Annotated in this window: 26 protein-coding genes and 1 tRNA gene; 1 reads left to right on the forward strand and 26 read right to left on the reverse strand. The window is 60.7% G+C overall.

Annotation, left to right across the window (positions count from 1 at the left end):
- Position 1: 1 nt before the first annotated feature.
- The 26 genes from nuoN to rpsO all read right to left on the reverse strand — a co-directional run bounded on the left by nuoN (position 2) and on the right by rpsO (position 25,245).
- On the reverse strand, positions 2 to 1,504 hold the full coding sequence (nuoN, locus tag ACZ92H_RS00250) for an NADH-quinone oxidoreductase subunit NuoN (RefSeq protein WP_465048400.1): 1,503 nt from the start codon (positions 1,502 to 1,504) through the stop codon (positions 2 to 4).
- Between the two features lie 16 nt (positions 1,505 to 1,520).
- The gene (locus tag ACZ92H_RS00255; RefSeq protein WP_131372737.1) at positions 1,521 to 3,020 is read right to left on the reverse strand and encodes an NADH-quinone oxidoreductase subunit M; all 1,500 of its coding nucleotides are present in this window, start codon (positions 3,018 to 3,020) and stop codon (positions 1,521 to 1,523) included.
- A gap of 29 nt (positions 3,021 to 3,049) precedes the next feature.
- Positions 3,050 to 5,149 (reverse strand): NADH-quinone oxidoreductase subunit L, encoded by a 2,100-nt coding sequence (gene nuoL, locus ACZ92H_RS00260; protein WP_131372735.1) that lies wholly within the window; start codon positions 5,147 to 5,149, stop codon positions 3,050 to 3,052.
- A 46-nt stretch (positions 5,150 to 5,195) separates the two neighbouring features.
- A complete protein-coding gene (gene nuoK, locus ACZ92H_RS00265) occupies positions 5,196 to 5,504 on the reverse strand; it encodes an NADH-quinone oxidoreductase subunit NuoK (RefSeq protein WP_010399724.1) in 309 nt (102 codons plus the stop codon).
- A complete protein-coding gene (locus ACZ92H_RS00270; RefSeq protein WP_102295138.1) occupies positions 5,501 to 6,133 on the reverse strand; it encodes an NADH-quinone oxidoreductase subunit J in 633 nt (210 codons plus the stop codon). The genes nuoK and ACZ92H_RS00270 overlap by 4 nt, the downstream gene beginning before the upstream one ends.
- 66 nt (positions 6,134 to 6,199) lie before the next feature.
- Positions 6,200 to 6,688, reverse strand: coding sequence for an NADH-quinone oxidoreductase subunit NuoI (nuoI, locus tag ACZ92H_RS00275; protein WP_010399726.1), 489 nt, complete (start codon positions 6,686 to 6,688; stop codon positions 6,200 to 6,202).
- 14 nt (positions 6,689 to 6,702) lie between these two features.
- A complete protein-coding gene (gene nuoH / locus ACZ92H_RS00280) occupies positions 6,703 to 7,785 on the reverse strand; it encodes an NADH-quinone oxidoreductase subunit NuoH (protein WP_131372733.1) in 1,083 nt (360 codons plus the stop codon).
- Positions 7,785 to 10,118 (reverse strand): NADH-quinone oxidoreductase subunit NuoG, encoded by a 2,334-nt coding sequence (gene nuoG, locus ACZ92H_RS00285; protein ID WP_131372731.1) that lies wholly within the window; start codon positions 10,116 to 10,118, stop codon positions 7,785 to 7,787. The genes nuoH and nuoG overlap by 1 nt, the downstream gene beginning before the upstream one ends.
- A gap of 22 nt (positions 10,119 to 10,140) precedes the next feature.
- On the reverse strand, positions 10,141 to 11,436 hold the full coding sequence (gene nuoF / locus ACZ92H_RS00290; protein ID WP_010399729.1) for an NADH-quinone oxidoreductase subunit NuoF: 1,296 nt from the start codon (positions 11,434 to 11,436) through the stop codon (positions 10,141 to 10,143).
- Positions 11,433 to 11,912 (reverse strand): NADH-quinone oxidoreductase subunit NuoE, encoded by a 480-nt coding sequence (gene nuoE / locus ACZ92H_RS00295; protein WP_034779513.1) that lies wholly within the window; start codon positions 11,910 to 11,912, stop codon positions 11,433 to 11,435. The genes nuoF and nuoE overlap by 4 nt, the downstream gene beginning before the upstream one ends.
- A gap of 12 nt (positions 11,913 to 11,924) precedes the next feature.
- The gene (locus ACZ92H_RS00300; RefSeq protein ID WP_034749992.1) at positions 11,925 to 13,178 is read right to left on the reverse strand and encodes an NADH-quinone oxidoreductase subunit D; all 1,254 of its coding nucleotides are present in this window, start codon (positions 13,176 to 13,178) and stop codon (positions 11,925 to 11,927) included.
- Complete coding sequence (locus ACZ92H_RS00305) at positions 13,178 to 13,771, reverse strand: NADH-quinone oxidoreductase subunit C (RefSeq protein WP_131372730.1); 594 nt, start codon at positions 13,769 to 13,771, stop codon at positions 13,178 to 13,180. Before ACZ92H_RS00305 ends, ACZ92H_RS00300 begins: the two co-directional genes overlap by 1 nt.
- 17 nt (positions 13,772 to 13,788) lie before the next feature.
- A complete protein-coding gene (locus ACZ92H_RS00310) occupies positions 13,789 to 14,265 on the reverse strand; it encodes a NuoB/complex I 20 kDa subunit family protein (protein ID WP_010399733.1) in 477 nt (158 codons plus the stop codon).
- A gap of 3 nt (positions 14,266 to 14,268) precedes the next feature.
- The gene (locus tag ACZ92H_RS00315) at positions 14,269 to 14,628 is read right to left on the reverse strand and encodes an NADH-quinone oxidoreductase subunit A (protein WP_092796969.1); all 360 of its coding nucleotides are present in this window, start codon (positions 14,626 to 14,628) and stop codon (positions 14,269 to 14,271) included.
- A 177-nt stretch (positions 14,629 to 14,805) separates the two neighbouring features.
- Positions 14,806 to 14,890, reverse strand: a tRNA-Leu gene (locus tag ACZ92H_RS00320).
- 224 nt (positions 14,891 to 15,114) lie between these two features.
- Positions 15,115 to 15,516 carry a preprotein translocase subunit SecG gene (gene secG / locus ACZ92H_RS00325; RefSeq protein ID WP_465048397.1) on the reverse strand — a complete coding sequence of 134 codons (402 nt, stop codon included), beginning with the start codon at positions 15,514 to 15,516 and terminating at the stop codon, positions 15,115 to 15,117.
- A gap of 28 nt (positions 15,517 to 15,544) precedes the next feature.
- Positions 15,545 to 16,294 (reverse strand): triose-phosphate isomerase, encoded by a 750-nt coding sequence (tpiA, locus tag ACZ92H_RS00330; protein ID WP_465048396.1) that lies wholly within the window; start codon positions 16,292 to 16,294, stop codon positions 15,545 to 15,547.
- Positions 16,295 to 16,366: 72 nt separating this feature from the next.
- Complete coding sequence (locus ACZ92H_RS00335; RefSeq protein WP_465048395.1) at positions 16,367 to 17,347, reverse strand: NAD(P)H-quinone oxidoreductase; 981 nt, start codon at positions 17,345 to 17,347, stop codon at positions 16,367 to 16,369.
- A gap of 69 nt (positions 17,348 to 17,416) precedes the next feature.
- Positions 17,417 to 18,025 carry a tetratricopeptide repeat protein gene (locus tag ACZ92H_RS00340; RefSeq protein WP_131372722.1) on the reverse strand — a complete coding sequence of 203 codons (609 nt, stop codon included), beginning with the start codon at positions 18,023 to 18,025 and terminating at the stop codon, positions 17,417 to 17,419.
- 68 nt (positions 18,026 to 18,093) lie between these two features.
- Positions 18,094 to 18,855, reverse strand: coding sequence for a GIN domain-containing protein (locus tag ACZ92H_RS00345; RefSeq protein WP_131372720.1), 762 nt, complete (start codon positions 18,853 to 18,855; stop codon positions 18,094 to 18,096).
- Positions 18,856 to 18,964: 109 nt separating this feature from the next.
- Positions 18,965 to 19,174 (reverse strand): hypothetical protein, encoded by a 210-nt coding sequence (locus tag ACZ92H_RS00350; RefSeq protein ID WP_465048394.1) that lies wholly within the window; start codon positions 19,172 to 19,174, stop codon positions 18,965 to 18,967.
- A 153-nt stretch (positions 19,175 to 19,327) separates the two neighbouring features.
- Positions 19,328 to 21,274 (reverse strand): methyl-accepting chemotaxis protein, encoded by a 1,947-nt coding sequence (locus ACZ92H_RS00355; RefSeq protein WP_465048393.1) that lies wholly within the window; start codon positions 21,272 to 21,274, stop codon positions 19,328 to 19,330.
- A 130-nt stretch (positions 21,275 to 21,404) separates the two neighbouring features.
- Complete coding sequence (locus tag ACZ92H_RS00360; RefSeq protein WP_465048392.1) at positions 21,405 to 21,704, reverse strand: hypothetical protein; 300 nt, start codon at positions 21,702 to 21,704, stop codon at positions 21,405 to 21,407.
- Between the two features lie 9 nt (positions 21,705 to 21,713).
- A complete protein-coding gene (locus ACZ92H_RS00365) occupies positions 21,714 to 22,409 on the reverse strand; it encodes a hypothetical protein (RefSeq protein ID WP_465048391.1) in 696 nt (231 codons plus the stop codon).
- A gap of 215 nt (positions 22,410 to 22,624) precedes the next feature.
- Entirely contained in the window at positions 22,625 to 24,742 is a 2,118-nt protein-coding gene (gene pnp, locus ACZ92H_RS00370; RefSeq protein WP_131372714.1) for a polyribonucleotide nucleotidyltransferase, read from the reverse strand.
- 233 nt (positions 24,743 to 24,975) lie between these two features.
- On the reverse strand, positions 24,976 to 25,245 hold the full coding sequence (gene rpsO, locus ACZ92H_RS00375) for a 30S ribosomal protein S15 (RefSeq protein WP_010399743.1): 270 nt from the start codon (positions 25,243 to 25,245) through the stop codon (positions 24,976 to 24,978).
- Between the two features lie 185 nt (positions 25,246 to 25,430).
- On the opposite strand from rpsO, the gene bamE reads away from it, so the two are divergent.
- A complete protein-coding gene (bamE, locus tag ACZ92H_RS00380) occupies positions 25,431 to 25,928 on the forward strand; it encodes an outer membrane protein assembly factor BamE domain-containing protein (RefSeq protein WP_465048390.1) in 498 nt (165 codons plus the stop codon).
- The last annotated feature ends 129 nt before the right edge of the window (positions 25,929 to 26,057 follow it).

A 26,057-nucleotide genomic window follows, 5' to 3' on the forward strand; every position in this document is an offset into this window, starting at 1 on the left:
ATCAGGACGCCAAAGTCTTGCTGATGGCCGAAGCGCAGGCCGCCAGGATGCTGTTCGGCATCACGCCCAGCGCCAGGACAAACACGCCGTTCAGGGCCAGCACCACGCGCATGTCGCCATGCACGACCAGCGCATGGCTGTCGGCCGGCTCGTCGAACCACATCATTTTCACGACGCGCAGGTAGTAGAAGGCGCCGATCAGCGAGAACAGCACGGCGGCGATGGTCAGCCACAGCTGGCCCGTGGCCAATACCGATGCCAGCACCGAGTACTTGGCCATGAAGCCCATCAGCGGCGGCACGCCGGCCAGCGAGAACATGAACAAGGTCATCACCAGCGCGAAGATCGGGCTGCGTTTGCCCAGGCCCTTGAAGTCGGCCAGTTCTTCTGCTTCGAAACCATTACGTGCCAACAACATGATCACGCCGAAGGTACCCAGGGTGGTGAACACGTAAGTGATGACGTAGTACATCGAAGCGCCGTAGGCCGTGGCTGCGCCAGCCGCGTTCAGGGTGTTGCCCTGCGCGTCAACGGTACCGGACAGCAGACCCAGCAGCACGAAGCCCATTTGCGCGATGGTCGAGTACGCCAGCATGCGCTTCAGGTTGGTTTGTGCGATGGCGGTGAAGTTACCGATGGCCAGCGACATCACGGCCAGCACCAGCAGCATTTGCTGCCAGTCATGCGCCATCGGCAGCAAGCCCTCGCCCAGCAGGCGCAGGGTGATGGCAAACGCGGCCAGTTTCGGCGCGCCGCCCAGCAGCAGGGTCACGGCCGTTGGCGAACCTTGATACACGTCAGGCACCCACATGTGGAATGGCACGACGCCCAGTTTGAAGGCCAGGCCGGCAACGAGGAAGACCAGGCCGAAGACCATGATGGTGCCGTTGGTCTTGCCATTTTCCAGCGCCACGCGCACTTCGTTCAAGTCCAGGGTGCCGGACGCGCCGTACAGCATCGAGATACCGTACAACATGAAACCGGAAGCCAGCGCGCCCAGGATGAAGTATTTCATGGCCGCTTCCGTGGCCTTGGCATTGTCACGGCGCAAGGCGATCAGCGCGTACAGCGACAGCGACATCAGTTCCAGACCCAGGTAGATGATCAGGAAGTTGTTGGCCGAGATCATGATCATCTGGCCCAGCAGTGCAAACAGGGCCAGCACGTAGAACTCGCCGCCCAGGTTACCGGACAGCATGTTGCGGTCGGTGGCATAGGCACGCGAGTAGATCAGGGTCAGGGCCACGGCGCCGTACGAGAACAGTTTCAGCAGCTGCGACATCGGGTCCGACACGAACATGTTGTGGAACGTGTAGACGGTGGTGCCCGCGTTGAAGTCGCCCACGGTCAGCAAGGCGCAGCCGGCCAGGGCCAGCAAGGACAGCGCATAGGTGATCGAACGCTTCGCCGCAGGCAAGAACATATCGATCAGCAAGAGCGCCGACGTGGCGATCAGCAGAAAGATTTCCGCGTACAGCGGTACCAGATTAGGTGCATTAGTCATGTTATCGGTCTTCTATTTAAGGCAACTTGCTGGTGGCGACATGCTGCAGCAGGTCGGCAACCGAAGTTTGCATCGTGTCGGTGAACGGGGCTGGGTACAGACCCATTACGAGCACGGCGATGGCCAGTACAGCAAGCATGAAGAATTCACGTTTGTTGATATCGGTCAGTTCAGCCACATGCTTGTTCTTGATCTTGCCGAACACCACGCGCTTGGCCATCCACAGCGAGTACGCCGCGCCCCAGATCAGTGCCGTTGCAGCCAGCAAGCCGATCCAGAAGTTGTATTTCACCGCGCCCAGGATCACCATGAACTCGCCGACGAAGCCGGACGTCGCTGGCAAGCCGCAGTTGGCCATCGAGAACAGCACGAAGAAGGCGGCAAATTTCGGCATGCGGTTCACGACGCCGCCGTAGTCGGCGATGTTGCGGGTATGCATGCGGTCATACAGCACGCCGATGCACAGGAACATGGCGCCGGAGATGAAGCCGTGCGACACCATCTGCACGATACCGCCCTGCACCGAGATGTCGTTGAACATGAAGAAGCCCAGGGTCACGAAGCCCATGTGCGCGATCGACGAATAGGCGACCAGTTTTTTCATGTCGGTTTGCACCAGGGCAACCAGACCGATGTAGATCACGGCGATCAGCGACAAGGCGATCATGAAGCCCGACAGGTAATGGCTGGCGTCCGGCGTGATGGGCAGGGAGAACCGCAGGAAACCGTAGGCGCCCAGTTTCAGCATGATGGCGGCCAGCACGGCGGAACCGCCCGTTGGCGCTTCCACGTGGACGTCCGGCAGCCACGTGTGGACGGGGAACATCGGCACTTTCACGGCAAACGCCATCAGGAAGGCCAGGAAGATGAAGATCTGCTCGTTCATCGTCAGCTTGAACGCATGCCACGCCAGGATGTCGAAGGTGCCCGACGCATTGCGCAGGTAGATGATGGCAACCAGGGTCAGCAGCGAACCGAAGAAGGTGTACAGGAAGAACTTGAACGACGCGTACACGCGGTTGTAACCGCCCCAGATACCGATGATGATGAACATCGGGATCAGGGTTGCTTCAAAGAAGAAGTAGAACAGCAGGCCGTCCAGCGCGCAGAACACGCCGATCATCAGGCCCGACAGGATCAGGAAGGCACCCATGTACTGGGCGATGCGCTTCTCGATCACTTGCCAAGCCGAAATGACGACGATGACGGTGATGAAGGCCGTCAGCGGCACGAACCACAGGGACAGGCCGTCGATACCCAGCGAGTACCAGATATTGAAGGTTTCAATCCACGGTGCTTTTTCGACGAATTGCATGCCGTGCGCGGCGTTGTCGAAATGCTGGATCAGCGGCAAGGTGCACAGCATGCTGAGCACCGCGCCAGCCAGCGACAGCCAGCGGGTGAAGCCCGCTTTGCTGTCACGGCCGAGAGCCAGGACCAGGACGCCGCAAATGATCGGCACCCAGATCGACAGACTCAGGTAAGGAGGTAGTGTAGAAATCGTAGACTGCATCATGGTTCTCAGTATTCTTTTATCAGGTCAGCTTACTTAGCGGGCCAGAATGGCAGGAAATAGATCAGGAAGCCCAGCACGCCCAGGATCATCACGAATGCATAGTGATAGATGTAGCCGGTCTGCAGCACCCGCGACAGCGAGGACAGCCAGGCGACGACCTTGGCGCTACCGTTGACCAGCAGGCCATCGATCAGCTTCTTGTCACCGAAGTTCCACAGGCCATTACCCAGCAAGCGGGCACCGCCGGCGAACACGACTTCATTGAACTTGTCCATGTAGTACTTGTTGTCCAGCAGGGTGTGGATCGCGTGGAACTTGGCAAAGAACCAGGCCGGTACGCGCGGGTTGACCATGTAGCAGTAGTAGGCTGCCACCACGCCGGACAAGGCCAGCCAGAACGGTGCCGTCGACAGGCCGTGGATCGCCATCGCCATTGCGCCGTGGAATTCATGCGACAACTCTTCCATTGCTGGATGGTTTTCGCCGACAAAGATCACGCCCTTGAAGAAATCGCCATGCAGCATCGGGCCGATCGTCAGGTAGCCGATGATCAGCGACGGGATCGCCAGCATCACCAGCGGGAACCATACGACGAATGGCGATTCATGCGGCTTCTGGCCAGGCTCCAGACCGTGGTGCGCGTGGTCGTCTTCCTCTTCCTCGTGGTGGTCGTCATGGGCATCGCCGTGCGCGCCATGGGCCGCTTTCGGTGCGTGATGGTCGTCATGGCCGTGCGCATGCGCCTGGCCGAAACGTTCCTTGCCGTGGAAGACGAGGAAATACATGCGGAACGAGTAGAAGGCGGTGACGAACACGCCTGCCAGCACGGCGAACTGGGCAAAGCCAGCACCCCAGATGTGCGTCGCTTCGACGGCTTCGATGATGCTGTCTTTCGAGTAGAAGCCGGAGAACAGCGGCGTGCCGATCAGGGCCAGCGAACCGATCAGGGAAGTGATCCAGGTGATCGGCATGTATTTGCGCAGGCCGCCCATGTTGCGGATGTCCTGGTCGTGGTGCATGCCGATGATGACGGAACCGGCGCCCAGGAACAGCAGTGCCTTGAAGAATGCGTGCGTCATCAGGTGGAACACGGCCACGGAATACGCGGATGAACCCAGCGCCACGGTCATGTAGCCCAGCTGCGACAGGGTCGAGTAAGCAACGACGCGCTTGATGTCGTTCTGGATGATGCCCAGGAAGCCCATGAACAGCGCCGTGATGGAACCGATCACCAGGATGAAGGACAGGGCCGTGTCGGACAGTTCGAACAGCGGCGACATGCGCGAGACCATGAAGATACCGGCCGTCACCATCGTCGCGGCGTGGATCAGTGCCGAGATCGGGGTAGGACCTTCCATCGAGTCAGGCAGCCACACGTGCAGGGGGAACTGCGCCGACTTGCCCATCGCGCCGATGAACAGGCAGATGCAGGCCACGGTCAGCAGGGCCCAGTCGGTGCCCGGCATCGTCAGCAGCGCCAGTTCGTCTTTCTTGGCGAATACTTCCTGGTAGTTCATGGTGCCGGCGAAGGCCAGCAGCAGGCCGATGCCCAGGATGAAGCCGAAGTCGCCCACGCGGTTGACCAGGAAAGCCTTCATGTTGGCCACGATGGCCGTCGGACGCTGGTACCAGAAGCCGATCAGCAGGTAGGAGACCAGGCCCACGGCTTCCCAGCCGAAGAACAGCTGCAGGAAGTTGTTGGCCATGACCAGCATCAGCATCGAGAACGTGAACAGCGAGATGTAGGCGAAGAAGCGGTTGTAGCCTTCGTCGTCCTTCATGTAGCCGATCGTGTAGATGTGCACCATCAGGGAGACGAAAGTGACCACGCACATCATCATCGCCGACAGCGAATCGATCTGGAAGCCCACTTCCATCTTCAGGGTGCCGATCGTCATCCAGTTATAGATGGTGCCATTGAACGTCGCGCCATCGAGCACGGCCAGCAGCGTGTGGACGGACAGGATGAGTGCAATCAGAACGCCCAGGATCGTCGCGGTATGCGACGTCTTGCGTCCGACCAAATTACCCAGGAACTGGGTGCCAAGCAAACCTGCAATCGCGGCACCGGCCAGCGGCGCCAGCGGTACGGCAAGAAGGAGGTTAGGGTTGAGGAGTTGCCCCGCCATGATGAACCTTAATCGTTATTATTCGAGAGATCGAGTCTGAAAAACATCAGCCTTTGAGGCTGTCCAGGTCTTCGACGTTGATGGTATCCAGATTACGGAACATCACCACCAGAATAGCCAGACCGATAGCCGACTCAGCGGCGGCAACCGTCAGGATGAAGAAAACGAAGATCTGACCGGCCGCGTCGCCCATGAAATGGGAGAACGCGATGAAATTCATATTCACCGCCAGCAGCATCAATTCGATTGCCATCAGCAATACGATGATGTTCTTGCGGTTCAGGAAAATACCGACGATCGAGATTGCGAACAGGATCGCGCCCAGGACCAGAAAATGTGTGAGCGATAATGTCATGGTGCCTCCTTAACTTCCGGCTCAGCCGCAGGACGCTCGACCACCGCGTCCATCTTGATGATCTTCAGGCGGTCGTTGCGCTTCACGCGTACCGCATCGCCCGGAGCAAAATGCTTGGTGTCCTTGCGTTTGCGCAGGGTCAGTGCGACAGCGGCAACGATGGCCACCAGCAGCACGACGGCAGCGATCTCGAAGGCGAACACATACTTGGTGTAGATCAGCATGCCCAGTTCCTTGGTGCCGCCCAGGTTGACGTTCACCGGCGCGATGCTCGGCGCAAAGTTACGGAAACCGTGCCACAGGACGGCAGCCATTTCCAGCACGATGATCACGCCCACCGTCACGGACAGCGGCAGGTAGCCCCAGAAGCCCTCGCGCATGCGGTCGATATTGATATCGAGCATCATGACCACGAAGAGGAACAGCACCATCACGGCGCCGACATACACCAATACCAGCACGATGGCCAGGAATTCAGCTTGCAGCAGCATCCAGATGCCGGCCGCGGAGAAGAAGGACAGCACCAGGAACAGTACTGCGTGGACCGGATTACGGGCCGTGATGACGCGCGTCGCTGCCAGGATCAAGATCAGCGCGAAGGCGTAAAACAAAATTGTTTTAAAGTCCATAAAAAACCCAATAGACGTACAGATGAACGAGGGGCGCGCCGCAGCTTGTCAGCTGCAGCGCATCCATCAGCGATAAGGTGCGTCGGCGGCGCGCGCAGCGGCGATGTCATTTTCATAACGATCACCCACGGCCAGCAACATCTCTTTCGTGTAATACAAATCCCCGCGTTTCTCGCCGTGGTATTCCAGGATTTGCGTCTCGACGATCGAATCGACCGGGCAGGACTCTTCGCAGAAACCGCAGAAGATGCACTTGGTCAAGTCGATATCGTAACGCGTGGTGCGGCGCGAACCGTCGTCACGCTGTTCCGATTCGATCGTGATGGCCATCGCCGGGCAAACCGCTTCGCACAGTTTGCAGGCGATGCAACGTTCCTCGCCGTTCGGGTAGCGGCGCAGCGCGTGCAAGCCACGGAAACGCGGCGAGATCGGTGTCTTCTCTTCCGGGAATTGCACCGTGATCTTGCGCGAAAACATGTACTTGCCTGTCAGCGCCATGCCCTTGATCAGCTCGCCCAACAAGAGGCTGCTGAAGAAATCTTTTACCTTATCCATTCGTATGCACTCTCTTACTTCCAAATATTCCAGGATGTCTGCATCCAGGCAGCGACGAAGACCAGGTAGACCAGCGTCAACGGGATAAACACTTTCCAGCCGAGGCGCATGATCTGGTCATAACGGTAGCGTGGGAAAGTACCGCGTACCCAGATGAACACCGACACGATGAAGAAGGTTTTCGCGAACAGCCAGAAGAAGCCGCCGAACCCACCCCAGAACTCAAGGAAAGCAAATGGTGCGGACCAGCCACCGAGGAACATGATCGAAGCCAGGGCGCCGATCAGGATCATGTTGGCGTATTCGGCCAGCATGAACATGGCATAGGCCATGCCCGAGTATTCGACCATGTGGCCGGCAACGATTTCCGACTCGCCTTCGACGACGTCGAACGGGTGGCGGTTGGCTTCAGCCAGGCCCGACACCAGATAGATGACGAACATCGGCAGCAGCGGCAGCCAGTTCCACGACATGAAGTTCACGCCCTTGTCGGCGAAGTAGCCGATTTGCTGGCCGCCAACGATGTCGATGAAGTTCAGGCTGCCCGAGACCATCAGTACGATGACCATCACGAAGCCCATCGGGATTTCATACGAAATCATCTGTGCCGAAGCGCGCATGGCGCCCATGAACGAGTACTTCGAGTTCGAGGCCCAGCCGGCGATGATGATGCCGTAGACTTCCATCGAGGTAATCGCCAGCAGCAGCAACAAGCCCGCGTTGACGTTGGCCAGCACGGCTTCCGGACCGAACGGCACGACCGACCAGGCGGCCAGGGCCGGCATGATGGTCATGATCGGGCCGATCACGAACAAGCCCTTGGCGGCCTTGGACGGGATGATGATCTCTTTGAACAAGAGTTTCAGTGCATCGGCGATCGGTTGCAGCAGGCCCAGCGGGCCCACGCGGTTCGGGCCCACGCGGATCTGGATCCAGCCGATCAGCTTGCGCTCCCACAGGGTGGCGTAGGCAACCAGGCCCATCAGCGGCAACAGCACGCACAGGATCTTGATCAGGGTCCAGAAGAAAGGCCAGCTACCGCCCAGCAGTTCTTGGCCGCCGCTGTTGATGACGTTTACAAATTCAGGCAGAGCCATCAGATTTTCCCCTCTGCTGTTTCAACTGTGATGTCACCGAACATGCCGCCCAGGCTAGCCGTCGAGGCATGCGCCGCCGACACCTTGACCACATTGGCTGGCAGGCCGGCATGGATTGCCGCCACCAGGATGGCGCTGCCGGAGCCTTGCGCCACTTTGACCTTGTCGCCCGCCTTGATGCCCAGCTTGCCTGCCAGTTCGGCGGACAGATGGGCTTGCGGCGCGGCGCCATCGACCGTGCGCAGCAGCGGTTCGGAGCGGCGTACCAGCGCGTCGGCGAAGTAGATCGGCACGTCGGCGATGCGTTGCAGCGCCGGCGATGCCGGTGCGTACGTCGCCGCTTCCGGCGCGTTCCTGGCAACGTTGTTCAGCTGTGCCGACAGGTCGGTCACGCCCAGGCCGAACGCTTCGTCGCGGATCGCTTCGGAAGTGTCGTAGTCGAAACCGGCCAGGCCCAGGATGTTGCCCAGGACGCGCAGCACTTTCCAGGCCGGACGGGTTTCCGCCAGCGGTTTCACGGTGCCGTTGAAGCTTTGCGCGCGGCCTTCGCAGTTCACGAAGGTGCCCGAGGTTTCAGCGAACGGGGCGATCGGCAGCAAGACATCGGCGTAGTCCATGCCGTGCTTGAAGGCCGACATCGCCACGACCATCTCGGCCTGGTCCAGGGCGGCGCGGGCCGCTTGTGGATTGGCGGCATCGAGTTCCGGCTCCGCGTGCAGCAGCACGTAGGCTTTTTTCGGCGCGGCAAACGCCGCTTGCACGTTGGCGCGCGGCTTGGCGACCAGGTGCGCGCCAACCGTGTTGGCCGCTTCCGTCAGGTAGCCCAGGGTGGCGCCCGTCTGTTCGGCGATCCATTGCGCGGCAGCATGCAGTTGCGACGCTTGCGGGTGTTGCGTTGCCGCGTTACCCAGCAGCACGGCGCCATGGTCGCCAGCCATCAGGCTGGCAGCGATGGCCACCGCCACGTCCGAAGCGTTGACGGCTTCGAAACCGGCTGGCGCCGCAATTTCTTTCGCTTTAGCAACAGCGACGACCACTTCCGACAAGGCCGCCAGCCAGTCACTCGGCGCGACGATCATCTTGTTGGCGATGGTGATCAGTTGATCATCGTCGGAGGCATGCAGGATCGACAGCTTGGCGCCGCCCTTGACGGACGCGCGCAAACGCGTGGCCAGCAGCGGGTGGTCCTTGCGCAGGAACGAGCCGATGACGAAGGCGCGCTTGATCTGGCCAAATTCGTTGATCGGCATGCCCAGCCATGGCTTGACGTTCGCATCGAGCGCGAAGTCCGTCTGGCGCAGGCGGAAGTCGACGTTCTCGCTGCCGAGACCGTGCGCTACCTTTTGCAGCAGGACCAGTTCTTCAACGGTCGAGTGCGGCGTCGCCAGCGCGGCGATGGCGTCGGCGCCATGCTCGTGCTTGATGTTTTTCAGGCCGTGCGCCACGTATTCCAGCGCCGTTTGCCAATCCACTTCTTTCCACTCGTTGCCTTGTTTCAGCATCGGCGAGGTCAGGCGTTCGGCACTGTCCAGCGCTTCGTACGAGAAACGGTCCTTGTCCGAGATCCAGCATTCGTTGACGGCTTCGTTTTCCAGCGGCAGTACGCGCTTGACCTTGCCAGCTTTCACTTGCACGATCAGGTTAGAACCGAGGCCGTCATGCGGGCTGACCGATTTGCGGCGCGACAGTTCCCACGTACGGGCGCTGTAGCGGAATGGCTTCGACGTCAGCGCGCCTACGGGGCACAGGTCGATCATGTTGCCCGACAGTTCGGAGTCGACGGACTGGCCGACGAAGGACACGATTTCCGAGTGTTCGCCGCGGCCGATCATGCCCAGCTCCATCACGCCGGCCACTTCCTGGCCAAAGCGCACGCAGCGGGTGCACTGGATGCAGCGCGACATTTCTTGCATGGACACCAGCGGACCGGCTTCCTTCGGCGTGACGACGCGCTTGTCTTCCTTGTAGCGCGATTCGCTCTTGCCGTAGCCCACAGCCAAGTCTTGCAACTGGCACTCGCCGCCCTGATCGCAGATCGGGCAGTCGAGCGGGTGGTTAATCAGCAAGAATTCCATGACCGACTTTTGCGCCTGCACAGCCTTATCGCTGGAAGAGCGCACGATCATGCCGGCACTGACCGGGGTCGCGCAAGCGGGCAAAGGCTTGGGCGCCTTTTCCACTTCGACCAGGCACATGCGGCAGTTCGCTGCGATCGACAATTTCTTGTGATAGCAGAAGTGCGGAATGTAGGTTCCCAATTTGTTGGCGGCGTCCATCACCATGCTACCAGCAGGGACTTCGACTTTTTTGCCGTCTATTTCGATTTCAACCATGGTGATCGTTACCTGACGCAGCTTAGATATATGCGGGCACTAAGCAATGCTTGTGCTCGATATGATATTCAAATTCTTCACGGAAATTCTTAATGAAGGCCCGTACCGGCATGGCAGCCGCATCGCCCAGCGCGCAAATGGTGCGGCCCTGGATGTTGTCGGCGATCGAGTTGAGCATATCCAGGTCGTCTGGACGACCCTGCCCCTGCTCGATGCGGTGCACCATGCGGTACATCCAGCCTGTGCCTTCACGGCAAGGCGTACACTGGCCGCACGATTCTTCAAAGTAGAAGTAAGACAGGCGTTCCAGCGCCTTCACCATGCAGCGTGTTTCGTCCATCACGATGACGGCGCCCGAACCCAGCATCGAACCGGCTTTCGCGATCGAGTCGTAGTCCAGGTCGGTCTGCATCATGATGTCGCCGCGGATCACCGGAGCGGACGAACCGCCAGGGATCACGGCCTTGATCTTTTTGCCACCGCGCATGCCGCCTGCCAGTTCCAGCAGGGTCGCAAACGGGGTGCCGAGCGGCACTTCGTAGTTGCCCGGTTTTTCCACGTCGCCCGAGATCGAGAAGATCTTCGAACCGCCGTTGTTCGGCTTGCCCATCGCCAGGTATTTCTCTGGGCCGATGTTCAGCACGAATGGCACGGCCGCAAAGGTTTCCGTGTTGTTGATCGTCGTCGGCTTGCCGTACAGGCCGAACGAGGCAGGGAAAGGCGGCTTGAAGCGCGGCTGGCCTTTCTTGCCTTCCAGCGATTCCAGCAGGGCCGTTTCTTCGCCGCAGATGTAGGCGCCATACCCATGGTGCGCATGCAACTGGAACGAGAATTCGCTGCCCATGATCTTGTCGCCCAGGAACCCGGCGGCGCGCGCCTCTTCCAGCGCTTCTTCGAAACGCAGGTATTCCTGGAAGATCTCGCCGTGGATGTAGTTATAACCCACGGTGATGCCCATGGCGTAAGCGCCAATGGCCATGCCTTCGATCAGCGCATGCGGATTGTAACGAATGATGTCACGGTCCTTGAAAGTGCCCGGTTCGCCTTCATCTGTATTGCAGACGAGGTATTTTTGACCCGGGAACTGGCGCGGCATGAAGCTCCACTTCAGGCCGGTAGGGAAACCCGCGCCGCCACGGCCGCGCAAGGACGAAGCCTTGAGGTCGGCGATAATCTGTTCCGGCGTGATTTTCTCTTCCAGGATACGCCGCAGGGCCGAATAGCCGCCGCGGTTCACATAATCTTGCAAATGCCAGTTCTTGCCATCCAGATCCTTCAGGATCAATGGATCGATATGGCGGTTGTGGAGTGACGTCATTTCTTGAGTTCCTCCAGCATGGCGTCGATTTTCTCGTTCGACATCCAGCTGCACATGGTTTTATTGCTGACCAGCAAGACAGGCGCATCGCCGCACGCACCCATGCACTCGCCTTCAACCAGGGTGAACTGGCCGTCAGGGGTGGTTTCGCGGAAATCGATGCCCAGCTTCTGCTTCAGGTAGTCTGCAGCGCGCACGCCGCCCGACAGGGCGCATGGCAGGTTGGTGCACACGGTGATCTTGTGCTTGCCCACGGGTTTCACGTTGTACATATTGTAGAACGTGGCCACTTCCTGCACGGCAATGGCCGGCATGCCGATGTAATCGGCCAGTTCCTTCATGGTTTCCGGTGCCAGCCAGCCCAGTTCATCCTGGGCATGCGCCAGCGCGGCCATGACGGCGGATTGACGCTGGTCGGCCGGGTACTTGGCCAACTCACGGTCAATTTTCTTATAGCATTGCTCTGATAACAACATACTTTTTGCCTCTTAGCGGTCAATACTGCCGAACACGATATCTTGCGTACCGATGATGGTCACGGCGTCGGCAAGCATGTGCCCACGCGCCATCTCATCGAGCGACTGCAAGTGGGCGTAGTCTGGCGCGCGCAGTTTCATGCGGTACGGCTTGTTGGCGCCATCGGACACCAGGTATACGCCGAACTCGCCCTTCGGATGTTCCACGGCGCTGTAGGCCTCGCCTGGCGGCACGTGGAAACCTTCCGTAAACAGCTTGAAGTGGTGAATCAAGGATTCCATGTTGGTCTTCATGTCGACGCGGCCCGGAGGCGCCACCTTGCGGTTGCTGGTCATGACAGGACCTTCATTGTTGCGCAGCCACTCCACGCATTGCTTGATGATGCGGTTCGACTGGCGCAGCTCTTCCACGCGGACCAGGTAGCGGTCGTAGCAGTCGCCGTTGGTGCCGATAGGAATGTCGAAGTCCATCAGGTCGTACACTTCGTACGGCTGTTTCTTGCGCAAGTCCCACTGCACGCCCGAGCCGCGCAGCATGGCGCCCGTGAAGCCCATGGCCAGCGCATCTTCCGGCGAGACCACGCCGATGCCGACGGTACGCTGTTTCCAGATACGGTTGTCGGTCAGCAGGGTTTCGTACTCGTCCACCGAGTTCGGGAAGCGGCGCGCGAAGTCTTCGATGAAGTCCAGCAGGGAACCCTGGCGGTTTTCATTCAGCTTGCCGATGGCCTTGGCATTGCGGATGATCGACGCCTTGTGCTGCGGCATCGCGTCCGGCAGGTCGCGGTACACGCCGCCCGGACGGTAGTAGGCCGCGTGCATGCGCGCGCCCGACACTGCCTCGTAGGCGTCGAACAAGTCTTCGCGGTCGCGGAAGCAGTACAGGAACGGGCCCATGGCGCCGACGTCCAGCGCGTGGGTACCCAGCCACATCAGGTGATTCAGGATGCGCGTCATCTCGTCGAACATGACGCGGATGTATTGCGCGCGCAGCGGCACTTCCAGGCCCAGCATCTTTTCGATGGCCATCACGTACGCGTGTTCATTGCACATCATCGACACATAGTCGAGACGGTCCATGTACGGCACGGATTGCAGGTAGGTCTTCTGCTCGGCCAGCTTTTCGGTGGCGCGGTGCAGCAGGCCGATATGCGGGTCGGCGCGCTGGATGACTTCGCCATCCATCTCCAGCACCAGGCGCAGCACACCGTGCGCGGCCGGATGCTGTGGCCCAAAGTTCAGGGTGTAGTTCTTAATCTCAGCCATTATTTCATCCCGTAATGTTCTTCGCGGATCACGCGCGGCACGTTTTCCCGCGGCTCGATCGTCACGGGCTGGTAAATCACGCGCTTTTGTTCCGGATCGTAGCGCATCTCGACATAGCCGGAGACGGGGAAATCCTTGCGGAACGGATGGCCGATGAAACCGTAGTCGGTCAGCAGGCGGCGCAAGTCGTTGTGGCCTTCGAAGAGGATGCCCAGCAGGTCGAATGCTTCGCGTTCGTACCAGTTGACGGCGCGCCAGATGCCCACCACGGAAGGCAGCAGCGGCATGTCGTCGTCCGGCGCGAACACGCGCACGCGCACGCGCCAGTTGTGCTTGACGGACAGCAAGTGCGAAACGGCCGCGTAACGCAGGCCGTCCCAGCTGCCATCGCCATAGGTCGAGTAGTCGACGCCGCACAGATCGATCAATTGCTCGAAGTGCAGGGACGGATCGTCGCGCAGGGTCTGCATCACGCCCAGGTAGTCTTCCGCCTTGACCAGCAAGGTGACTTCGCCCAGGGTAACCGTCGTGCTGACGCGTTCGCCCAGGGCAGTGCCGAGGGCGTTTTGCAGTACTTCTAAATGTGTTGTCATAATCTGAAGCGGCCCGGTTAGCGTGCGATCGTGCTGGTACGCTTGATCTTGTTCTGCAACTGCATGATGCCGTACAGCAGGGCTTCAGCGGTCGGAGGACAGCCAGGCACATACACGTCGACGGGCACGATGCGGTCGCAGCCGCGCACCACGGAGTAGGAGTAATGGTAGTACCCGCCGCCATTGGCGCAGGAACCCATCGAGATGACCCAGCGTGGCTCTGCCATCTGGTCGTAGACCTTGCGCAGGGCCGGCGCCATCTTGTTGCACAGGGTACCGGCAACGATCATGACGTCGGACTGACGCGGCGACGGACGGAACACGACGCCGAAACGGTCCATATCGTAGCGGGCTGCGCCCACGTGCATCATTTCGACCGCACAGCAGGCCAGACCGAACGTCATCGGGAACATAGACCCGGTGCGCGCCCAGTTGATCAGCTTGTCGGCCGAGGTGGTGATGAAACCTTCGCTTAATACGCCTTCAATAGCCATGGCTTATTCCCAGTCAAGGGCACCTTTCTTCCAAATGTACCAAAATCCGACCACGAATTCAGCGATGAACACCATCATCGTGACGAAACCGGCCCAACCCAGGTCGCGCATTGCTACGCCCCACGGGAAAAAGAATGCCGTTTCCAGATCGAACAAAATAAACAGGATTGCGACCAGATAGTAGCGCACATCGAATTTCATGCGCGCGTCTTCGAATGCTTCAAAGCCACATTCGTACGGGGAGAGTTTTGCTGCGTCAGGCTTGTTAGGACCTAACAGGCGCCCCAGGAGCTGGGGAGCGATACCGACACCGAGGCCGATAAGAATGAACAGCAGGACGGGGAAGTAATTTTCGAGGTTCACGATTGATAAGCTTATATTGAACGATCGGTTAAATGAGGACACTGCGATCATCTGCAGCGTATCTAACGCACGACCCCAATCAAAGCTAAGACCAGGATCGAACGACACATCCTCGTAAAAAAAGCCAGCAACTTTGTACGAGCCATGGCTCGTGCGCCGTTGCTGGCTTCTGATTTCTGGTGCCGACGACGAGACTCGAACTCGTACAGCTTTCGCCACTACCCCCTCAAGATAGCGTGTCTACCAATTTCACCACGTCGGCGGTAAGGCCCGTATTCTACTCTGCTTTGGCGCTAAAGTTAATGCACAAATGCATCAAAACACAGATAAAAACGATAAATTTTTACATCTTCCAGCGCGCCATGATTTTTTCCTGCCGCGCTGCTAAAACATTGAGCAATAATCTGCCCGTAATGAGAATTACTCTCGATGAGGCATCGAGTTACTACACTGCGGCCACGCAGTTATTACTTGGTGGCCATCCGATTACTTCGGAATCGCGCCGGCCGGGGTGCTGGCAACGGGTGCGGCAGCTGCCGGAGCGCTGGTCGCTGGCGCCGCTGGCACCGTCGTCGGGATCGCGCCGGCGCCGGTCACCGGCACTGGCTTGACGACTTTGTCCATCACGCCGCCGCCCACCGTGGTGGCGCGCTGGTTGGCCATCAGCGACAGGGCCAGGGTGGCGCCGAAGAAGATCGCGGCGGCAACGCCGGTCGACTTGGACATGAAGTTCGACGAACCCGTCGCACCAAACAGGCTGCCCGAAGCGCCCGAACCGAAGGCGGCACCCATGTCGGCGCCCTTGCCGTGCTGCAGCAACACCAGCGCGATAATCGACAAAGCCGAGATAACCTGTACTACCACTACCAGATTGAACATCATGTTCATTGCAATTCCATTCTTAGTTTAAATTAATTCAATCGGCGGCGTGAATAATTGCCAGGAAATCCGCCGCCTTCAATGCTGCTCCACCGATCAGACCGCCATCGATATCCGGCATCGCCATCAATTCTTTTGCGTTCTCTGGCTTCATGCTGCCGCCGTACAGGATCTGCACGCCGGCCGCCGCTACCGCATTCTTTGCTGCCAGCTGGCCGCGCAGCACCTGATGCACGTCCTGTGCCATCTGCGGCGTGGCCGTCTTGCCCGTGCCGATGGCCCAGACTGGCTCATAGGCCAGCACCAGCCTGGCCACGTCGTCGACGGAAATCGCCGCCAGCACGGCGCCCAGCTGCTGCGCCACCACTGCGTCGGTCTGGCCCGCTTCGCGCTGCGCCAGCGTCTCGCCGATGCAGACGATCGGCGTGATGCCGGCCGCCAGCGCCGCGACCGTCTTGGCCGCCACGTGCGCATCGCTCTCGCCATGGTAGGCGCGGCGCTCGGAATGTCCGACCACCACATAGCTGCAGCCGAAATCCTGCAGCATGGCGGTCGAGATTTCTCCCGTGTACGCGCCACCGGCGTGGGCGGAAACATCCTGCGCGCCCCAAGCCAGGGGCGTGCCTGCCAATTGCGCCTGGCACTGCGCCAGATACGGCGTGGGCACACAGACGGCGCTGGCGGCGCCAGAGGCGGCCAGGCCAGCAACTATTTCAGACAATAACACCGCGTTCGAGGTGCGACTGCCGTTCATTTTCCAATTTCCGACGACGAGTTTGCGACGCATAGTAGCCTAAATTCTAATAACCCGTCATTCTAACTCCAGCACCGATGCCGGTCAAACAGGCAGTGCCCTGTTTCAGGCAACTTGCAACATGATCTTGCCCACGTGCGTGCTCGCCTCCATCAGCGCATGCGCCTCGTTGGCTTTTTCCAAAGGGAAGGTTTTGTAGATCACGGGCTTGATCTTGCCCGCCTCGATCAGGGGCCAGACGGTGGCGCGCAGGTGGCGCGCGATGGCAGCCTTGAAGGCCACGGAACGGGGACGCAAGGTGGAACCCGTCACCGTCAGGCGGCGGCGCAGCAAGGTGCCCAGGTCGAGTTCCGCCTTGGTGCCGCCCTGCACGGCGATCAGGCCGATGCGGCCATCGTCGGCCAGGCAGTTGATCTCGCGCGGCAGGTAATCGCCCCCCACCATGTCGAGGATGACGTCGACGCCCTTGCCATCGGTCAATTGCTTGACGACGGCAACGAAATCTTCCGTGCGGTAATTGATGCCACGTTCGGCGCCCAGCGCTTCGCAGGCGCGCGCCTTTTCGTCGCTGCCCGCCGTGGCGAACACGCGATGGCCCAGTGCGGCCGCCAGCTGGATCGCCGTCACGCCGATGCCGGACGTGCCGCCCTGCACCAGCAAGGTTTCGCCATCGGCCAGCGCGCAGCGGTCGAAGACATTGCTCCAGACGGTAAAGAAGTTTTCCGGCAGCGACGCGCCTTCCAGCGCCGTCAAGCCTTTTGGCAAGGGCAGGCACTGGCCGGCAGGCGCCGCGCAGTACTCGGCATAGCCGCCGCCCTGCACCAGCGCGCAGACCAGGTCGCCCTTCCTGAATTCGGTCCCGGCGAAATCGCCGTCGACGATTTCGCCCGCCACTTCCAGGCCCGGCAAGTCGGACGCCCCGGCCGGCGGCGCATACTTGCCCAGGCGCTGCAGCACGTCGGGACGGTTGATGCCGGCCGCGTGCACCTTGATCAGCAGTTCACCCGCCTTGAAGGCGGGAACGGGGCGTTCGGCGATCTGCAAAACGTCGGCGGGACCTGGCTGGCTGATGGCAACTGCGCGCATGGGTGAACTCTCTCAAGGGAAAACGGCGATTGTACGCCAAGCCGCCTGCCCTTGCAGATCACCACCCTGTCAGCCGCCGCCCGTTTTCGACTGGCGCGGCAAGGGCGTGCCCGGCTTCCACTTGGCCGACAGGGCCTGGCCCTCCTCGACTTGCTCATGCGTCATCTTGCGCACCACGGCGGCGCGCTGGTCAGCCGCGTTGGCATTGCCATTCGCGGCCGACAGGTTCCACAACATGTAGGCAATGACGTCATCCTGCTGTACGCCGCCCATGTGGTAGCGGTACATCAGGCCCAGCACCTGCTGCGCCTCGGCATGGTTTTGCTCGGCCGCCTTGCGGAACCACGCCACGGCCTGCTTATGATCCTGCAACACGGCGTTGCCCGTGTAATACATGGCCCCCACCACATACTGGGCGTCCGCCTTGCCCTGGTCGGCCGCCTTGCGGTGCCAGAACATGGCTTGCTTGTAGTCCTGCGGCAAACCCCGCCCCATGTAATACATCAAGCCCAGCAAGTGCTGGGCATCGGCATTGCCAGCCTTGGCCAGGGGCAGGATTTCCTTGTAGGCCAGGGCATAATTCTTGTTGTTGTAGGCGCTGGCACCTTCGACGAAGCCAGCCCGCGCGGGTAGCTGTATCGCCAGCAGCATGAGTAATGTAATGATCAGTTTTTTCATCGGATTCGGATGTGGTCTGACTGCTTTTTCTTTTCTTATCCTGCCCACGGCAGGAGCCTCGTATATCCTTACTTCCAGCTCACCTTACCCAGGCCCTCGACGCTGACATCGCGGTTGGCTGGCTTGCCGTACACCACCACCGAACCGAGTCCACTCAGGTTCAGCTTGGCATTCGTGCGGGCGCTCACCGTGGCATTGCCCAGGCCGCTCAACTCGAGGTTGACGGCATCCGTTTCAAATTGCTGCGCATTCAGGCTGCCCAGGCCGCCCAAGCTGGCCTTCAGCACCCGCCCGCGCCCGCCCAGCACGACGGAGCCGGCGCCCTGCAGGTCGAGCTCCGCTTTTTCGTTATTGCCGACCCAGATATGCATGCTGCCTACGCCGCCCAGGCTGGCATTGAGCTTGCGGTAGTCGCCGACCACCTTGATACTGCCCGCGCCTTCCAGCGACAGGGTCAGCTCTTCGCCCGTGAAACCCGTGACATCCGTGCTGCCGAAGCCTTCCGAACTCACTTCGCGCAAGTTCGGCAAGACCAGGTCGGCGCGGATCGACGATGGATTGATCTTGAAACCGCGCACTTCCGTTTCGATATGCAAGGTGTCGCCGCTTTGCGCCGTGCTGACATCGGCGATGTAGCGCTTGTCGGCCGTGATGCTCAGCGAGGGCACGTTGCCCTGGCGGATGCGCACCTCCATCACGCCATCGAGCTTCACGCGCACCACGCGGGCGTCGACGGTGCGCATTTCCAGCAAGCGGGTCTCGGCGGCCGCAGCGCGCACCAGGCCCAGTGTCGCCAGGAACAGCAGCGCCAGTTGCAGTGTCTTTTTCATGTATTGCATCCTCGGTATCTTGTTTTTATGTGTCGCGGCAGTCGCGCGGGATGCCCGCGCATTGCCGCTGGCTAGCACTGTAGCAGCGCTGAAAACCGCTGACAATCCATTACGCGAAACGGGCTTTTTCGGCGGCGCTCAGGCGCTTGGCTTTCACCTGCACCACGTGCATGGCAGACTTGTTCGCGGGCACGACCAGGGTGGCCGTGGCGCCGGCCACTTGCAGGGCCGGGCCGGCAGGGGCGATGGCGTAGCAGCTGGCGCTGACCAGAATGGCGGCGGCTACGGCAATGACTTCCATGTTTTTAGCGACGTTCATGTTGTTCTCCTCGGGTGTCTGGCAGTGGGCTTGCGGTATGGTGTGACTATAACCATCCCGCCCCCGGCCGGCATGCCGATTGCGACGAACTGCGCTTTTGGCAGGCTGGCCTGACAAAAACGCGGATAGACGTGCATTTCCAGCAGAGATCGCTTAAAACTCTTCCCATTCGTCGGCGCCGGACCTGGCCGCCTTGACGCCACCTGCCGTCTTGACGGCCTTGACCGGCGGCAGCACCCTGGCTGGCGCGGCGGGCCTGGCTTTCAAGCGCGTCACGGGAGCCGGCGCCGCAGCGGCCGCATCGCCCAGGCGGAACATGCCGACGGCTTGCGCCAGGTCCACGGCCTGCTCCTGCAGGCTTTCCGCGGCGGCCGCCGCCTGCTCGACGAGGGCCGCGTTTTGTTGCGTCATGGTATCCATGTGCGTGACGGCCGTATTGATTTCGCCGATGCCGGCGCTCTGTTCGCGGCTGGCCACCGTGATCTCGCTCATGATGGCAGTCAATTGCTGCACCGACGCCACCACCTGCCCCATGGTCTGGCCCGCCTCGTCAACGAGACGGCCACCGGCATCTACCTTGTCCACCGAATCGCCGATCAGTTCCTTGATTTCCTTCGCCGCCTGGCTGGAGCGTTGCGCCAGGTTGCGCACTTCGGACGCCACCACGGCAAAGCCCCTGCCCTGCTCGCCCGCGCGCGCTGCCTCGACGGCTGCGTTCAGGGCCAGGATATTCGTCTGGAAGGCGATGCCATCGATCACGCCGATGATGTCGACGATCTTGCGCGAACTTTCCTGGATGCCCGCCATCGTGCCCACCACCTGCTGCACCACCTGGCCGCCCTTGGCCGCCACGGCCGAGGCGGACACGGCCAGTTCGTTGGCCGCATGCGCATTTTCCGCATTCTGCTTCACGGTCGAGGTCAGTTCATCCATGGAACTGGCCGTCTCTTCCAGCGCTCCCGCCTGCGCTTCCGTGCGCGACGACAGGTCGGCGTTACCGGCAGCAATGTCGGCCGACTCGCTGCGCACCAGGGCGCTGATGCTGCGGATCTGCACCAGCACGGTGGCGATCTTTTCCACGAACAAATTGAAGGCCTTGGCGATCTGCGCCAGCTCGTCCGTGCCATCCGCGTCGAGGCGGCTGGTCAGGTCGCCATCGCCCGTGGCGATGGCCTCCATGGCATCGCGCACCAGGCCCAGGCGGCGCAAGGCGCGCGCCACGAGGGCGCTCAAGACGGCGGCGGCCAGCACCAGCACCAGCAAGGCCGTCAGGGCCGAGGCGCGCAGCATGGAGGTGAGCGCCTGCGTCGCTTCCGCGCGGTCGAGCACAGTCGCCAGCAGCCAGTCGCTGCCCGGCACCTTACTCACGTGCAAGATGCCGTCGCGGCCGCCAAGGCGGATGCTCGCCCCTTCGCCGCTCTTTTCGATATCGGCCAGCGCCTGCGCGCTCAGGCCCGGGTCGAGTTCCGCCAGCGGCTTCAAGGTCAGCTTGCCATCCGGGTGGGCGATGATCTTGCCGCCGCCATCGACGAGGAAGCCATAGCTGGCCGGCGTCGGCTTGATCGAGGCGACGTTTTGCACGACCGCATCCATCATCACGTCGGCGGCCAGCACGCCCGTCACGCTGCCCTTGCCGCCCAGCGGCTCGGCAAACGTCACCACCAGCTTGCCCGTGCTGGCGCCGATGTACGGCGGCGTGATGACGGGACCGCCCGCAGCGGCCGCCTGCTGATACCACGGACGCGCCGTGGGATCGTAGTCGGCGGCGCGCTGGCGCTCCTGCGAAAACACGGCGTGCTTGTCGGCAAAGCCGACATATGCCATGTCAAAGGTGCCCGCCTGCTCGGCCGCCTTCAGGGCCGGCAAGGGGTCGGCAGCCGTGGCGCCCTGCTTGAGCGAACCTACCACGGCCTGCTTGGAGCGCAGCCACTCGGCAATTGCCTGCGCGTGGCTGTGCGACAGTTGCAGCATCTGCGTGTCGAGCGCGGCCAAGGTACTCGAGCGCGTGGTAAAGAAGTTGGCAATGGCGACGGCCAGCATGGCCAGCACGACGATGGAAACGGCGATGGCGATCAGCCGTGCCTTAAGGGAGGACAACATGGAGCATCCAATAAAAAAGGGAAATCGGGAGGGATGCGCCATGGTCGATGAATAAGATTTTGTCGTCAAGCAATACTGACTATCAATTACCCATAAACAACAATTGATACCATGTATCCATCAACGAGCGCTAGGCCTCATCGTCGCGCAGCTTGCGCAAGGCTGGCGATGCGCCGCCCGTCGCTTCGATGCGAAAGCGCGCAAATGCCTGCTCCAGCTCGGCATACTGGCGCAAGCCGCCTTCCGTGAAATAGCGTCCGCCCGGGATATCACCCCAAGGCAATGGCGCGGCCAGGGCGCCGCTGCCTGCCAGCGCCAGCAGCGGCTCCAGCGCGCCGCGCAAATCGGCCACTTCCACGTCGGCGGGCGCCAGGCGCGCCAGCAGTTGCTGCAATTGCGCGGCACAGGCTTGCAAACGCTGCTGATCCATATTCCCTCCTCAATTCTTGATGGTGCCGATCAGCACGGGAGCCGACCAGAGGCTGCGGTTCGGCAACAAATACTGCTGCGCGCCGCCCCGGCGCCGCACCAGGCCGCCCAGCTCCTGCGTCGGCGCCACCTGGCTGACGAACACGTTGACGGTTCCCTTGGGCATGATTTGATACACATCATACAGTGGCGCCTCGCTCTTCAAGGGCAGGCCGAAGCAGTCGGCCAGGCTGGCACAGCGCCCCGAGGCCAGCTGCAATTGCGCGCTGGTGGTGAAATATGGCGAATACGGCGAGACGCTCTGGCCGTGCGGCACGATTTTCACCAGCGCGGCCGACATCGGCTGCTGCTCCGGCAAGGTACTGCCGGAAGCGAGCTGTTCGACGGCCCGCGCATACAGGACGTCGGCGGAAGCGGCCGGGTCGGCGGCGCGCAGTTCGCGCAGGAATTGCTGGCCAGGCGCGCTGTCCAGGTAGGGATCGATGGCGTCGCGCTGCAGGCCAGCCGTCTTGAACGTGCTGAGGTCATTGATTTCGCGCGCATGCACGGCGCGCAGGGCGTCGATGTCTTGCGCCGGCATGGCCGTGGTGGCGGCGGCCAGCGGTATCGGCAGCGGCACCGGCGTCGGTGCGTTGTCACTCTGCGCCCAGGCAGCGGGCGAAACGGCAAGCAAAAAGGCGGCGGCCAGCCGGCATAGTATGCGCATGCTGCATCTCCTTGGAGGACAGGTTCAGGGAAAGATCTCCACCTGAATCTACAAGGAGCAGCAGTCGCCGGGACGAGCTGCATCAAGGCCGGTGCACCGCCCGGCCCGCGCTTCGATGCTGCGCAAACGCGGCGCATAAAAAAACCGCCAGGGCTTGCGCGCTGGCGGTTTTTGAGCATGCGGCCGAAGCCGCACTCGGGCGTATCGGAAGGAAATTAAGCGGCTGGCGCTTCGTTGCCTTCGGCAGCTTTCATCGACAGTTTCAGGCGGCCGCGGTCATCCGTTTCCAGCACTTTGACGCGTACCAGCTGGCCTTCTTTCAGGTAGTCGGCCACGGCGTTGACGCGCTCGTTGGCGATCTGCGAGATGTGCAGCAAGCCGTCCTTGCCTGGCATGACTTGCACGATGGCGCCGAAGTCCAGCAGTTTCAGCACGGTGCCTTCGTAGGTCTTGCCCACTTCGACGGAGGCGGTCAGTTCTTCGATGCGGCGCTTGGCTTCCTGGCCGGCTTGCGCGTCGACGGAAGCGATGGTGACCACGCCTTCGTCGCTGATGTCGATCTGGGTGCCCGTCTCTTCGGTCAGCGCGCGGATCACGGCGCCGCCCTTGCCGATCACGTCACGGATTTTTTCCGGGTTGATCTTGATAGTGATCAGACGCGGTGCGAAATCGGACAGTTCGGTTTTGACATGCGGCATGGCTTTTTGCATTTCGCCCAGGATGTGCTCACGGCCTTCCTTGGCTTGCGCCAGCGCCACTTGCATGATTTCCTTGGTGATGCCCATGATCTTGATGTCCATCTGCAGCGCCGTGATACCGTTGCGGGTACCGGCTACCTTGAAGTCCATGTCGCCCAGGTGATCTTCGTCGCCCAGGATGTCGGACAGCACGGCAAACTTGCCGCCTTCCTTGATCAGGCCCATGGCGATACCGGCCACGTGTTCCTTCATCGGCACGCCGGCGTCCATCAGTGCCAGGCAGCCGCCGCACACGGAGGCCATCGACGAGGAACCGTTCGATTCCGTGATTTCCGATACCAGGCGCACCGAGTAGCTGAACTCTTCAGCTGCCGGCAGGGCGGCGATCAACGCGCGCTTGGCCAGGCGGCCGTGGCCGATTTCGCGGCGTTTTGGCGTACCGACACGGCCCGTTTCGCCGGTGGCGAACGGAGGCATGTTGTAATGCAGCATGAACGAGTCGGTGAATTCGCCCATCAGCGCATCGATCTTCTGGCTGTCGCGGGCGGTGCCCAACGTTGCCACGACCAGCGCCTGCGTTTCGCCGCGCGTAAACAGGGCCGAACCGTGGGTGCGTGGCAGCACGCTGGTGCGGATCGAGATCGGACGCACGGTGCGCGTATCGCGGCCGTCGATGCGTGGCTCGCCGTCCAGGATTTGCGTACGCACGATTTTCGCTTCGATGTCGAACAGGATGTTGTTCACTTCGGCGCTGTCGATCGCTGCGCCGCCGGCGGCAGCCGCTTCGGCCGACAGGTCGGCCAGCACTTCCGACGTCGCCGCCTTCAGCTTGGCCGTGCGCTCTTGCTTATCCTTGGTTTGATACGCGTCATTGATCTTGGCGTTGGCGAAATGCGCGACGCGGGCGATCAGTGCTTCGTTTTTCGGCGCAGGCGCCCATTCCACTTCCGGCTTGCCGCCGTCACGCACCAGGTCGTGAATCGCGTCGATGACGACTTTCATCTGGTCGTGACCAAACACCACGGCGCCCAGCATGATTTCTTCGGACAGTTGCTGCGCTTCCGATTCGACCATCAGCACGGCCGTTTCGGTGCCGGCGACCACCAGGTCCATTTGCGAGGTTTTCAGTTGCTGGACGGTCGGGTTCAGGATGTACTGGCCGTTGGCGTAACCGACGCGCGCGGCGCCGATCGGGCCGTTGAAAGGCACGCCCGATACGCACAGGGCAGCCGAGGCGCCGATCATGGCGGCGATGTCCGGATCGATTTCCGGGTTGACCGACAGCACGTGAATGATGACTTGCACTTCATTCAGGTAGCCTTCCGGGAACAGCGGACGGATAGGACGGTCGATCAGGCGGGATGTCAGTGTTTCTTTTTCGGAAGGACGGCCTTCGCGCTTGAAAAAACCGCCCGGGATTTTACCGGCAGCATAGGTTTTTTCAACATAATCAACCGTCAAAGGGAAGAAATCCTGGCCTGGCTTGGCATCTTTGCGTGCCACCACCGTTGCCAGAACGACGGTATCTTCGATCGACACCAGCACTGCGCCGGATGCCTGACGTGCGATTTCGCCGGTTTCCAGGGTCACTTGATGTTGACCGTACTGGAAGGTTTTCGTAACTTTGTTAAACATGGGGTATCCCTTTTCTAATTGCCGACAGATTTTCAGGGGCTGTCGTTCACCTCACCACAGGCGGCGTAAAAATGCTGCCTTTACTTGTTACCACCTTTGCTACATTGCTGCTAAAACATGATATCGGCCAGAGCATACTGCACTTGCCGACATAAATCCGGAATTCAAATGACAAAATGCCCGCGTCAGCGAACTGGCGCAGGCATTTCTGTATAAACCTTGTACGGCAAAAATTACTTGCGCAGACCAAGTTTAGCGATCAGGTCGCGATAACGGGTAGCGTCTTTAGCCTTCAGGTAGGACAACAGGCTCTTACGACGGTTGACCATCATGATCAGGCCGCGGCGGGAGTGGTGATCTTTCGAGTGGGCTTTGAAGTGGCCGTTCAGTTCGTTGATGCGAGCCGTCAGCAGTGCAACTTGCACTTCAGGGGAGCCGGTGTCGTTTTGACCACGTGCGTTGTCCGCGATGATAGCGGCTTTGTTGATGTTTTCTACTGTCATGATAAACCTTTCACATGCGGTGCACAGAGTCTGAACCCTATCCACCGTGAACTACGATTATTAAAATACTGGCCGATGCTTCCAACCAGACGCGCAAGTATATCGGAAAAATGCCCGCCTGTATCCTGCCGTGCGCGCTTTTCTCGGTGCATGATAGGGTTTTCCTGCATTTTCGGAGCACGACCATGAAAAAACTGCTCAAATTAGCAACACCCTGGCTGCTTGCCGCGCTGGCCGGCTGCGCCAGCTGGAACGTCCCGCCGCCGCTGCCGGGCGAGCCGCGCGCCGCCGTGGAAGCGCGCCTGGGCCGCCCGACGAATGTCTACCAGTTGCCCACGGGCCCCGAACTGGAATATGCCACGGGGCCGTATGGCCAGTCCACCTACATGGCCCGCTTCGGCCCCGACGACAGGCTGATTTCCTACGAACAAGTACTCGACACGGCCGGCTTTGCCAGGATCAAAGTGGGCGTGTCGACCCAGCAGGACGTGCTGCATGCCCTGGGCCGCCCGACGGAAACATCATATCTGTCGCTGCCGAAACTGCACGTCTGGTCCTACCGCTACAAGGAGTCGGGCGTGTGGGATTCCATGATGCACGTACATTTCGACCAGGACGGCATCGTGCGCATGATGATGAACGGGCCGGATCCGGACAAGGAAGAGCGGCGCTTCTTCTGGTAGTGGAAGGTAAACAAGGGCATTCCTGTGCATTGTGACAATGTGTGACTTTTCACATGTAGACATTGTGTAAAGTCTGGCGGACAAAATGACAGCACCCCTGCTGGCCATACCTATCATTAATCAACCACA

Source organism: Janthinobacterium foliorum, from assembly GCF_978021625.1.